We start from the raw sequence: 12,993 nt of genomic DNA, 5'->3' as shown, positions 1-12,993 counted from the left end.
TTAATTGCACCTCCGATTTTAGTTTTGACATAAAATCGAAGAATATACAAACTTCCCCTAAGACATCCAAAAGTTTCGCTCAAGGCGGAATCGTTCAGTAAGCCTCACTCGATATTCTAAATTAACTTATATTGCCGCGGTCGGAGTAACTACCAATCAGCTGACAGACTAAGTGTATGAGCAAACTGTATCAACAAGCTTCTCTTAAATATTCCAGAGAATATCTTTCATAATAAAATTTTTAAAAGCATTATTTCTTTCGTTGTATAGAAAGAATGATAAACGATACTATGCTAACTATCAATTCGGCAAGCGGAAATGAAATCCAAAGACCGTTTATGCCAAAAATATTTGCTAAAATGATAGCAAGCGGCAATATAACAATAAATCCACGCAAAATAGAAATAGTACCTGCCGGTCGGGCATTGTCCGTTGCAGCGAAATATGTCGCAAGAATTATGTTAAGTCCCGCAAAAAGTATACCTGTAAAGTAAATTTCCAAACCATTTATTGCAGCAGCTTGCAAATAAGAATTATTTTCGCTGTTAAAAGCTGATACAATCGGATTTGAAAATAAAAATAGACAGCCATAAACTACAATAGAAATAATTATAGAAGTAATAAGAGCATATCTCAAAGTAATATTTGTAGTTTTCTTGTCATTAAGACCATAATATTTGCTTATAAGTGGCTGAATACCCTGAGATATACCCGTAAAAATAGAAATTACGACAATCGAAATGTTAGCGATAATTCCGTATGCAGCCACTCCTATATTTCCAAGTAGCTGAAGCATAATGATGTTAAACACAAAAATTACTATTCCCGATGAAATCTCTGTTACAAGCGATGGTACGCCAACAGACATTATCTTCAAACCAAATTTAAGCGAAAATTTGCATTTAATAGGCTTGAAGTTGTTACGCTTTTTAATGAAAAATCCGGAGAGTATAAGCAGACTTACCGCAGGTGAAAAGCCTGTTGCAAGAGCCGCACCAAAGATACCCATTCCCATAGGATAAATGAATACATAATCAAATATAATGTTGAAGATACTTCCGGAAATCATAGCCGCCATAGAAAGCTGAGGAGCGCCATCATTTCTCACAAAGGCTAAGATTATGTTATTAGCGATAAATGCAGGCGAAAATAGCATAAGAACCTGTAAGTAGATTTTGCACATTTCAAAGGTATCATTGTTTGCCCCTAAAAGTGTAGCAATAGGTGCAGAAAGGAAAATACCCATAAGCATATAAGTAATCGCAAATATTGCCCCAAGACATAAAGAATGTGTAAAAGCCTTGTTGCTTTCTTCCTTTAAGCCCTGATTTTTTGCTATTGAATATTTCGTAGCACCGCCTATTCCAAGCATAAGACCGGTGCCTTGAATAAGGCTAAAAACAGGAATTGCAATATTAAGAGCTGCGAGTCCGTCACTTCCTATGCCGTTTGCAACGAAGAAAGTATCTGCAAGAATATAGCACGAAAGACCTATCATACCTAAAATATTCAGCGAGGTATATTTAAAAAATTCTCCCAAATTTGTCTTAACCATAATCAAATTCCTTATTTCCCTAAAATAAATTAAATGTAGGTGCGAATTTTGTTCGCCCGGATGTTAGCTAACAAACTTCCCCCAGACAGCCAAAAGTTCCGCTTGAGCCTTTTCAAAGGCTTATAGGTCAAGGGCGACGCCCTTGTCGCTCTCCGCAGAGAGCGAAACACTTTATGCTCCACAAAGCGCAGGAGGGTAGAAAAACATTCCACTGGAATGTTTTTCGTAGGTAACCCTTACAGGGGTTTCCCTGTTTAACTACTGGTGATAGCCAAAGAAAATCAAGGGGCAAGAGATGTTAAGGGCGTTGCCCTTAAAACCCACCAAAGGCTCTGCCTTTGGTGGGTTTTAAGTATCTTGAAAAAATCTGCCAACTAATCGGCATTTTCTTTAACCGCGTCAACAAACTTCCCAAATCCACGAACGAGGCAAAGCCGAAATATTTCGTGTCTTGGAGGCGGCAGCTTGCTGTCAAGCCGCTTTAAAACAAAATAAAACGCCGACACCACATATATCTTCATAGGCCTAACGATATATGGCACAGCGTTATTTCAGCTTACCCGGCGGTAAGCAATTATTTAGTTTTGTTTGCTTAGATTATATCAAATTTAAAATATAAGGTCAAGACTTATCTTATAAGGTATACAAAATATCCAGCATAGCAGATTAACATAATTATTCCGCCCCAACGCTTTAACTTTTTATCCTTATTCAGAACTAAGAGTAAAAGAAGCATAGCAGTTGCAACGCAGAATATGCTGTCTACAAGAAATTGATTTTGATAAGCAACAGGTGTAATCAGAGCAGAAGTACCTATAACGAAAAGAATGTTAAAAATATTACTTCCTACAATGTTTCCGATAGCAATATCAGCATTTTTCTTGAGAGCCGCAGTAACACTTGTAACAAGCTCAGGTAAGGAAGTACCAAGGGCAACGATAGTAAGACCGATAAATCTCTCGCTCATGCCAAACATAGTTGCAATTTCTGTTGCGGCATTAACAGTAATGTTGCTTCCCAAAACTACTAAGATAATACCTATTATTCCAAAAAGAATAAGCTGCCATACCTTTTTAGGCTTTTTGTCATTATTTTCATCGTCTGATTCATCAGCTTGAATTTTTCCCTTTTTTGTCATAATAAATAGATAAGCAATATAAGCGATAAAGAGTACCCAAAGCAAGATACCGTCAATAAATCCAATAGTATTATCAAAAAGACCAATCAGACCAAATATAATACTTATGATTATAACGAATGGAATTTCATATTTCACAGTAGATTTTTGTACAGCGAGCGGAGTAATAATAGATGTTATTCCAAGGATTATAAGTACATTGAGTATATTACTTCCAATAATATTTCCGACAGCAATATCCGCACTTCCCTGCACAGATGCCGAAATACTTATAGCCGCTTCAGGAGCACTCGTGCCCATAGCAACGATTGTAAGTCCGATGATAAGCTGTGGAATATGCAGTTTGTCGGCAATTCCTGCCGCACCGTCAACAAACCAGTCAGCGCCCTTAATCAGCATCGCAAAGCCGATTATCAGCAGAACAATCTGCCAAACCATGTTCCAATTCATTTTTCCCAAATCCCTTCTGATTACATTTTAAGAGAGCTTAAATAATAGCAAAATTAAAAGACTCAGGGATCGGCAAATAAACCGTCCCTGAGTCTCATCATTTAAAGTATTACCGGGCAACGCTATGTGCCGTACTGACGATAAATACTATACTTAGCAGTATTGATTACTCCCTCTTGACATATTGATTATATCACATTTTTCGACTATGTTCAACTTTTTTATATAGTTTATATAATTTGTAGTATTGCTAAATATATTAACCAAATTTATAATTATTTTTTAAGCTTGCGATATTGTCCGAGAGCCTCTTTTGCCCATCGTCTGTCAATAGCCAAGAAACCCTGCCTGTTATCCTCATCTGCAAAATATGTTTCAACAATTTCGAGCGAACGCTTATAAACTTCTATTCTTGTGCTTTGTAGAAATGGCTTGCCTGCCTCTCCTACAAAGAATTCAAACCCGATAGAGTTTGCCTCCTCGTCATAAGATGAAAGATATCCTTCAGATACATTAAGTTTCTGACTTTTTGTAACAAGTTCCGCAACAGCGAGTTTAGTAAGTTCAACTGCCATATCGTTAAGTCCGAGGTCAAAGATATAGAGTTTTTCCTTTAGAGCATTAACAGTTGGCACGACGCGTTTTTTAACATCAGCAAGCTCAGGAAATTCCGTTTCGAGCCTGTCGTCAACAAGCTGACGGCGGTCAACATTCGGAATGTAATAAATCATCGTGCGGTTTTTAATATCATTATAAAGTAAAGGGTGAAGAAGCTGACGAGTTTCGCCACATTTCTCGCAAGTCCATTCAAAGAATGTATCGTCAAAAATTTGCTTGTGAGCCTCATTAAAAGATGATGCGTTCACACTGCAAAGAAGAGTAGTTTCTTTAACATTACCGCATTTAGGGCAAGTTATGTTGCGTTTAACCTTCTCTGACATCAAAAGTCACTCCCAAATTAAAATTATTCTTTTCACAGTATAACATATAAAAACACGATTTGCACTTATTTTTAAAAAAATTTGATATTTATAAATGCTTAAATTACGAAAAATCACCTAAAATTATAAATTTTTTTTAAAATATGCAAATAATACTGTTAATTTTGGAAAATTTATAGTATAATTATTTTAATAAACCCATATGAATTTAAATTGGAGGTATAGATATGAATTTTTTAAATACTATTGGTTCAGGAATCACCCAGGCGATAGATACTGTTGTAGAGAAAAACAGATATATTGCGTATACAAATCGTTTAAAGTTTGTCATCAAGAGCGAAACAGAAACCCTAAATCGTGCATATAGTGCTTTAGGAAAACATTTTTATAAAGACCTAAAGGGAGACCCGGAGAGTGCCGAGGTTCAAAGACTTTGTAAGGTTATTGATGTAGCTCAGGAAAGGCTTAAAAAAGCTCAGGATAGACTTGAATATGTAATTATGTATGGTATTCCTGAAACAAATAAAACAGAAGAGCCTGCCGCCGAAGAAGAACCGGTTATTGTTGATTCTTCAGAAGAGGACGAGGGCGATATTACTATATGCTGTGCAGATAACGCAGAAGATATAAGTTCTCCTCTTGAAATCAAAGAAACTGCAGAAGATGTCAAGGCAGAATCAGAAAAATCTGATGCAGATGATTTGAATGTTAAAACAGATGATGTCGATGAATAATTATTCTTATTCGATTTAAAAATTTATCTTTAATTTATGCAATTTTATATTGGTTTTGGGAATGCTTATTGGCATTCCCATTTTTCGGCCAATTTTCAACTTGAGAAAAAGGCCTTTTGTTGTGAAAAATATATTTCCGTTAAGTAATGACTTCCGGTAAATTCATAGATATTTCTCTATAATAAAATAACTTATCTATAATATGAAATTTTGTGTAATTTGCTATGCGTTCGTGCTTGACATTTTTAATAGGAAAATATATACTGTTTATATAAACTATTTTTTAGATAGAGAATAATTTTTGTGCTTTTTAATATATTATGCACAAAATAGTTCAAAACGAAACAAAAACACCACTCTAATAGGTAAAACCCATTAGAACCATTGGCGTTTTTGTATTATTATGCCCTAACGGGAAAACCCCTTAAACATAAAAACCAAATAACGAAAAGCGTGGTGTATTTATGAAAACAACTGCAACTGTCATGCAGGTGTCAAGAAGCCTTCTTATTCTTACTCCTGCGGAATATGACAAGCCTGAATCTACAATTCAGATTTCGGCTAAGAAAAACAATGTGCCAACTCCTACAATCTTTGGTGCTCCGCAAATCTTTGAACTTAAGGATTCATTAAAGGATCATCCGATGCAAAAATCGGACGAGCTCGCACAATTCGTAAAGAGATGTGCGCAGAGTATAGGTCTTAACCTTGGCGATGTTTTCGTTTGTATAGAGGACGAGGATAATGTTGTCAGCACAGAGTATACTCACCCTGCCGCTAAAGAAAAAATGCTTCCGGCATATGCTCGTGTAGAGGCTGAGAAGATTCTTCACGGAGATATTGCCCAGTATACCATTATTCATTCAGAGTATGGTTATCAGTTTGGCAGGGCAAAGAAATCAGAAGATCTTCAGGCAGCTCTCTTTGCTATGAGTTCCAAAACTATAGCAGATATTAAGGTAGAGTTTGAAAAGGAAGGAATTCATGTAGTCAAGATTATTCCTCCTATCACAGCTCTTATTCATGCAGGTAAGGAACAAATGAACTCCGCAACAAAGACAGTAGCTCTCATCAGTATTGATTTTGTTGCAACTCGTCTTGTAATTCTACATAACGGCGCTCCTATCTTCCAGCAGTCTTTCTCAAGCGTGCTTGAAGATATCGCTGAAATGATTTCTCTTGAGTTTGGTATAAGCCCTCTCGGAGCTATCGACCTTATTCGTGAAAACGGTCTTGGCGTATGTGACCGTTGCAATGACCCAAATACAAGAAAGCAAACTATGGGTATGCTCGATAATGCTGCCGGAGAGGTTCTCAGAACTCTCAGAATGGTTATCTCTACCCAAAAGGTTGATATCGACCAAATTGTTATTTGTGACAGCCTTTCAAAGCTTTCAAATCTTTCTAATTATTGCCGTTCTATCGGTCTTACAGCTCCTATTGAAAATGTTTCAACAATCTATACACAGGGTATAGTACCGCCTCAGGTAACGGAGGTTGCTAATGATAAAGGTTATAGCGCTTGTTGCTATGTAACGCTCAATGCTATCCTTGATATGAGAACCGGTGAGGGCAATTTCCTCGGCGGTGAATCAGGAATGGCACACCTCCAGAAAAATTCAACTCTTGGTGGCAAGATTGCAGCAGGTGCTGCAATAGCAGTAGGTCTTTGGATGCTTGTTGTCGGCGGCTGGTGGATGTTCCTTAATATAAGATACAACAATGACCAGAATGCTTTGAACGACCCTATTCTTACAGAAACAAAGAACCTTCTTAAAGATGAAAGCGATTATCAGCAAAAGCTGAGTAATCTTCAGACAGATAAAGATCTTCTTCCTACAACAGTAGTACATGTTGGAGATATACTTGACCATGTCTTTGATTTTTCCCATCAGAAGCTTGGCGCTTTGCAGAATGTGAATGTAAGTAATTCAAGCAATTCAATCAGTGCTAGTATTATTACAAATGATTTTGAGCAGTATGTTAAGCTAAGAGATTATATCAAAGACCAGCAAAATTACTTCGACCTTAGCGCTAATATGACATCTACTCGTGCTGAAAGTGGCAATGTTACTAATACTTTGAGTATATCTGTTTCTGCCGATACTATCAAAAAGGCAAAGGAAGAGAAAGATAAAGAAGAAAATAATAAAGAAACAGTTTCGGAAAATCCAACAACGGATAAAACCGATAAAACAGATACAACAGATAAAACACAAGTTACCAGCACAACTGAGGAGGCGAGCAAATAATGGAATCTAAAAATTCTTTCCCAAAATATATTATTGTTATTGCACTTATAGTCGTAGTAGCATTGATATTTTTCTTTTTGGTTCAGCTTCCTTTTATGAGTAAGCAACCTGAACTTGAAAAGCAACACCAGGCAGATGCTTCTCAACTTAAGATTTATCAAGATGCTTATGCAGATAGAGAAAATCTTGCGGCCAGAGTAAGCAGTATGAAGGCACAATATGAAAAGGATAGTAAAGACCTTTTTATTAATGCAACAAAATCTCCGCAAGATATTATGGATATGATTAACGCATCAAAGGTTATGCCTACTACATATAGCGTTTCAGAACAGACAATTGATAGTAAGGGCAGACAGTCATCAAGTGGTGAGCCTCTTTATTCAACAAATATTTCTATCGTATTTAATTCACTCGATGAAACTCAGATAGGAACGGTTCTCGATTATTTTGAGGCACAGTCTGAGGGCGCATACTATATTGGAAATGTAAGTCTCTCAGCTTTAGCAAAGGAAGATAAGCCTACCGCAGCAGAGGATGTTGATAATTCAGAAGATTCTAAATCAAATAAGGATGAAAGCAGCGAAAGCAACGATAAAGTAAATGGTGACCTTAATACTCTCTATTTCTCAGGCAAATATCAGGTTTCCATTACATTGATGCTCTATTACTTCCTCCCAACAGATCAAACACCTGATGCAATTAGAAAAGCGGTTGAAGAAGCTTCTAATGCAGCAGAAGGAAAAGTTGTAGCAACAACATCAGATGCATCATCAGCATCATCAGCTGCATAATTTATAGGCAAAAGGGATTAAAAAATTATGGAATCTTTGGCTTACCTTGGTACAACAGGCGGACTTATATGGCTTGCCGCCTGCTTGCCAATAGGTTTTTTACTGATATTTATAGCGTATTTTCTTTTTAATAAATTTCCTGCCAAATGGTATTGTGACTATGATGAAGAACCGTCTGAGGAATTACTTGGAAGGCGAGTATCGTTTAAGGGTTCGGGAATTATACTTTCAATAATTGCTGCAATTTGCCTTATGCTTTGTCGATTGCAGTTTAATAAGGGCTACGATATACTGTTTGCTGCTTTGGGATTTTCTATAGTCATATTACTTATGATTACAATTTCCGATTTTAAATATACGATAATTCCGGACCAGTTCACAGTAGCTTTGGCTGTTGTATTTCTTGCAGTGATAATATATGACAGAATACGAGGCTATAATATATTCAGCTCAGAATGGTGGCAACCGCTTGCAGGAGCAGCAATCGGAGGCGGAGCAATGCTTCTGATAAATGCCCTTGGCGTGCTGATTTATAAAAGAGAAGGTGTGGGCTTTGGTGATGTAAAGCTTTTTGCCGCAATCGGAATCCTTACAGGTTTTCCAGGTACAATATACACTATATTTATTTCGCTTATAATCGCAAGCATCGGTTTTATTGTTACTCTTATTATACAAAGATTGAATTCTGAGTCTGATGAAAGTTCAGAAGAAATTTCTGATGATGAAGAAGATGACGATGATATAGAACTTTCAGAAGCTGATACATCAGAAACCTCTGAAATATCAGAGCAAGATACAAAAGGTTCTTACCTTGCCTTTGGTCCGTATATTGCTATTGGAACTATTATTTATATTTGTTTCTTCGATTTGATAAATAATGCCGTAAGTATGTACTTAGCCTTGTTTAAGTAAAAAGCTACTTTTCTCAACTTTTAAGGAGTGTAATTGATGAGGGCAAGCAATCTAAAAATAGGTCAAATCCTTATAAATTCAGGTGCAATAACTGAAGAACAGCTCGAAGCAGTTCTTGAGAAACAAAAAACCTCTAAAAAGCGTATAGCAGATATTCTCGTAGAGGATGGTATAGTTACAGAGCAGCAAGTTTGTAAGGCTCTCGAAAAGCAGTTGCTTATACCGTATCTTGACCTTGATACAGTACAGATTGATCCGGAACAAATGGCAAACCTTATTCCAGAAAACCTTGCTCAGCAATATATGGTTTTGCCGATTTCACTTGAGGGAAGATTTCTGACTATTGCAGTCGCAGACCCGCTTAACTATAAGGCATTTAATGATATTGCAATTTATACAAAGCTAAAGATTAAGCCTGTTATTGCCGAACCAACTAAAATTACAAACAAATTCCGTGAGGTTTATGCCTCGCAAAAGGCTTATGATGATGCTAAGGAGTTCGTTGCTTCTCAGCAGATGAGCGATAAAACCAAAGAAGAGGCAGAAGAAGCTGCAAAGGCAGAAGCTACAGGAAACGACCAGCCTATTATTCGTTTTGTTAATAATATGATGGAAGAAGCTGTTTATCAAAAGGCCAGTGATATTCATATTGAGCCTATGGAAAAATGTATGAGAATACGCTTCCGTATAGATGGTAACTGCCAAATTTATATGGAAACAGCTCCTGAGCTTATACCTTCAGTTACGAGCCGTATAAAATTTATAGGTAATATGAATATCGCCGAAAAGCGTATTCCACAGGATGGTCGTATTAACTATAAAATCGGCGGTATGGAAATTGACCTCCGTATTTCAGTTCTTCCGTCTATGTTTGGCGAAAAGATAGTTATGCGTATTACCACTTCTCTCGGTATGGAGCTTAAAAAAGAAAATATAGGCTTCCTGCCAGAGAACCTTAAAAAATTTGATCACCTTATTTCAAGCCATAGAGGTATTATCCTTGTTACAGGTGCTACTGGTTCCGGTAAATCAACCACGCTTTATACCGGACTCCGTGCAATTATGAGAGATGAAATCAATATTATTACCGTTGAAAATCCGGTTGAAATGATTGTTCCGGGTATTACACAGGTTAATATCAATGAAAAAGCAGGTCTAACCTTTGCGGCAGCTCTTAGATCTATTCTTCGTCAGGACCCTGATGTTATTATGATCGGTGAGATTCGTGATGGTGAAACTGCCAATATTGCGGTTTCTGCGGCTATTACAGGTCACTTGGTTCTCTCTACACTTCATACATACGACGCACCAAGCTCGGTTGCCCGTCTTGTAGATATGGGAATAGAACCGTATATGGTTTCATCTGCGGTACTTGGCATTATAGCTCAAAAGCTTGTTTTAAGGCTTTGCAAAGATTGTAAGCAGCCGTATTCACCGAGCCATGAGGAGCGTTTGTCGCTCAATCTTCCGCTTGATGAGGATATTACACTTTATAAGCCCTGCGGCTGTGAAAAATGTAATAAAAAAGGCTATAAAGGAAGAATTGCTGTTCATGAGATTATGCTCTTTACTCATGTTGTTAAGCGTGCGGTTACTAAGAACATAAGCTCAGATGAACTTAGAGATGTAGCTATAGAGGACGGTATGATTCCTATGACAGAGAATGTACGCCGACTCGTGCTTCAGGGAGTAACCTCTTATGAAGTATTTATAGATGTTACTATCTCTAATGACTAATATTAAAAGATTTTTGCATTTTCATAAAATGCTTAAAGCGCAAATAAATAATAACGATAGGGGCGATATTTAAAGATGGATTTTTATAATCTCGTTAAAATGGCCGTTGAGAAGGGTGCTTCTGATATTCACCTTGCCTCCGGTAACCACCCGGCATACAGACTTCATGGTAATGTAATCTTTACAGACGACCCTGCTCTTACAGAGGGCGAGGTTACTGCAGTTATCAAAGCTTTGCTTATGGCGGATAAGTTCAATACCTTTATGACAGTCGGTGAAGCCGACGCCGCCGTTGAAATCGGCGATTGCGGTCGTTTCAGAGCAAATGCTTTCCACCAGAGATGCGGAACATCTATTGTTCTTCGTGTTATCAATAGTGTTGTTCCTGAATTGAGTACTTTCCATATGCCAAAGGCTATCAGAAAAACACTCGAACTTAACGCTGGTTTGGTTCTCCTTTGCGGACCTACCGGTTCCGGTAAATCTACTACTCTTGCGGCTTTGCTTAACGAAATAAATAAGAACAAGAGCCGTCATATTATCACAATCGAAGACCCGGTTGAATTTATACATACTCCTAAGCATTGCATCATCAACCAGAGAGAAATCGGACTCGATTGCCAATCTTATGCAAATGCTCTTAGAGCTGCGATGCGTGAAGACCCTGATATTATCCTCCTCGGAGAGCTTCGTGATAGAGAAACAATGTCAACAGCTATGACAGCCGTTGAAACAGGACACTTGGTTTTCTCAACAGTTCATACAGAGGGCGCTGCTAAGACAATAGATAGACTTATAGATATCTTCCCTGCCGACCAACAGCAGCAGATTAGAGTTCAGCTTTCAACATCTCTTAAAGCTGTTATTTCTCAGAGACTTCTTCCTCGAGCAACAGGAGGTCGTGTTGCCGCATTCGAGATGATGTTCGTTACAAAGGCTATCAGTAACCTTATTCGTGAGAATAAGACAGCCAATATCGACCAGGCTATTCAGCTTGGTACACAAACTGGTATGATTACCATGAAGAAGAGTATCGAAGGACTTCTCAACCAAGGTATTATCACTGCCCAGACAGCTAAGGCTTGGAGCTTCGACATCGGCGAAACTGACCAACTTATAACCTGATTTCCTAAGGGGCGGTGAATTAAATTGAAATATAAATATACGGCGATAAATCAGAAAAATCAAAAGAAAACAGGATTTTTAGATGCACCAACAGAAAATGAGGCTCTTAATTCTTTAAGAAATAAGGGACTCGTTGTTCAGGAACTCGTAGAAGCTCCTAACTCCGATGCACCTACAAGTATTATGCAGATGGAAATCGGCGGCGATTATCATAAGCAAAAGATTAAGCCAAAGAAACTCCTGATGTTCCTTAACCAGATGGCTCTTATGATGAAGGCTGGTATCAACCTTTCTCTTGCTATGGAGATTATGATTACCACCGAAAAAGATAAGACCATGAAGAAAATTATGACCGAAATGAACCAGGATCTCTATAACGGTATTACCATGTCACAGTCTATGAGAAAGTTTAAATCTTTCCCATCAATCATAGTAAGTATCGTAGAGGCTGGTGAGGCAAACGGTCGTCTTGATACAGCTTTTGAACAGTGTGCGCTTATCACAAAGAAGGATATAGCACTTAAAGGTAAACTCAAAAGTGCATTTATGTACCCTATCTTCCTTATTGTGCTTATAATTGTAGTTGTTATCGTTCTTTGCTGTTTTGTTTTGCCAACATTTACAGGTGTTTACGATAGCTTTGGTGCCGACCTACCTGGTCTTACAAAGGTTGTTATGGGTTTCTCAGACTTCCTTATCGGATATTGGTGGCTGCTCCTCCTTATCGTTCTTGCTATTACGGTAGCATTTATCCTGCTGAAGAAGAACAGTGCGGAATTTGCAATGAAGTTTGCACAGTTCCAGATGAAGATACCGCTTATCGGTCCTATCATCAGACAATCTTCTCTTGCTCGTTTCTGCCGACTTATGTCGACCCTTACAGATGCAGGTATTCCTATTCATAGAGCCATGGCTCTTTCAAGAGATACTGTTTCTAACCTCTTTGTCAGAGCAAGAATAACAGATGTTATCAATGATGTTCAGATAGGTGTGCCAATCAATGAGGCTATGAAAAAGCACCCGGTATTCGATGCAATTCTCGTTTCTATGATTCGAGTTGGTGAAGAATCAGGTATGCTTGGTGATTCTCTCTATAAGATGGCAGAACTTTTTGAATCACAAACAGAAGAATCTACACAAAGACTTACAGATATGATGACGCCGATTATGACAGTTGTCATAGGTGTTATTGTTGGTTTCCTTGTTGTTTCTATTATTCTTCCAATGTTTGGTATGTACGATGTTATTGGTACATCACAAAGCTAAACGGCTTAAATCTTATAATTAGTCCTATTAAAGACGGTCACGAAGGTGGCCGTCTTTTTGTGTTTAATTAAATTTATATAAAATAGTAGAAC

General features: G+C 37.7%; 10 protein-coding genes. 7 read left to right on the top strand and 3 right to left on the bottom strand.

Going from position 1 to position 12,993, the window contains the following annotated elements:
• Positions 1 to 250: 250 nt before the first annotated feature.
• The 3 genes from ACLU24_RS01625 to ACLU24_RS01615 all read right to left on the bottom strand — a co-directional run bounded on the left by ACLU24_RS01625 (position 251) and on the right by ACLU24_RS01615 (position 4,084).
• Positions 251 to 1,555, bottom strand: a complete 1,305-nt coding sequence (locus ACLU24_RS01625) for an MATE family efflux transporter (RefSeq protein WP_412609865.1) — start codon at positions 1,553 to 1,555, stop codon at positions 251 to 253.
• A gap of 628 nt (positions 1,556 to 2,183) precedes the next feature.
• Positions 2,184 to 3,143 carry a calcium/sodium antiporter gene (locus tag ACLU24_RS01620; RefSeq protein WP_412609863.1) on the bottom strand — a complete coding sequence of 320 codons (960 nt, stop codon included), beginning with the start codon at positions 3,141 to 3,143 and terminating at the stop codon, positions 2,184 to 2,186.
• A gap of 275 nt (positions 3,144 to 3,418) precedes the next feature.
• Positions 3,419 to 4,084: a CpXC domain-containing protein gene (locus ACLU24_RS01615; protein WP_412609861.1), complete on the bottom strand. Its 666-nt coding sequence runs from the start codon at positions 4,082 to 4,084 to the stop codon at positions 3,419 to 3,421.
• Positions 4,085 to 4,311: 227 nt separating this feature from the next.
• On the opposite strand from ACLU24_RS01615, the gene ACLU24_RS01610 reads away from it, so the two are divergent.
• The 7 genes from ACLU24_RS01610 (at position 4,312) to ACLU24_RS01580 (ending at position 12,901) form a co-directional block, all read left to right on the top strand.
• Positions 4,312 to 4,818: a hypothetical protein gene (locus ACLU24_RS01610; RefSeq protein WP_412609859.1), complete on the top strand. Its 507-nt coding sequence runs from the start codon at positions 4,312 to 4,314 to the stop codon at positions 4,816 to 4,818.
• 464 nt (positions 4,819 to 5,282) lie between these two features.
• On the top strand, positions 5,283 to 7,070 hold the full coding sequence (locus ACLU24_RS01605) for a hypothetical protein (RefSeq protein WP_412609857.1): 1,788 nt from the start codon (positions 5,283 to 5,285) through the stop codon (positions 7,068 to 7,070).
• On the top strand, positions 7,070 to 7,861 hold the full coding sequence (locus tag ACLU24_RS01600; protein WP_412609855.1) for a hypothetical protein: 792 nt from the start codon (positions 7,070 to 7,072) through the stop codon (positions 7,859 to 7,861). Before ACLU24_RS01605 ends, ACLU24_RS01600 begins: the two co-directional genes overlap by 1 nt.
• A 27-nt stretch (positions 7,862 to 7,888) precedes the next feature.
• Complete coding sequence (locus ACLU24_RS01595; protein ID WP_412609853.1) at positions 7,889 to 8,773, top strand: prepilin peptidase; 885 nt, start codon at positions 7,889 to 7,891, stop codon at positions 8,771 to 8,773.
• Between the two features lie 36 nt (positions 8,774 to 8,809).
• Entirely contained in the window at positions 8,810 to 10,510 is a 1,701-nt protein-coding gene (locus ACLU24_RS01590) for a GspE/PulE family protein (protein ID WP_412609851.1), read from the top strand.
• A 75-nt stretch (positions 10,511 to 10,585) separates the two neighbouring features.
• Positions 10,586 to 11,635 (top strand): type IV pilus twitching motility protein PilT, encoded by a 1,050-nt coding sequence (locus ACLU24_RS01585; RefSeq protein ID WP_412609849.1) that lies wholly within the window; start codon positions 10,586 to 10,588, stop codon positions 11,633 to 11,635.
• A gap of 24 nt (positions 11,636 to 11,659) precedes the next feature.
• A complete protein-coding gene (locus ACLU24_RS01580; protein WP_412609847.1) occupies positions 11,660 to 12,901 on the top strand; it encodes a type II secretion system F family protein in 1,242 nt (413 codons plus the stop codon).
• The last annotated feature ends 92 nt before the right edge of the window (positions 12,902 to 12,993 follow it).

Source organism: Pseudoruminococcus sp. (genome assembly GCF_047012705.1).
Lineage (GTDB): Bacteria > Bacillota > Clostridia > Oscillospirales > Acutalibacteraceae > Pseudoruminococcus.
This window is presented reverse-complemented; position numbering and strand designations above follow the sequence as displayed.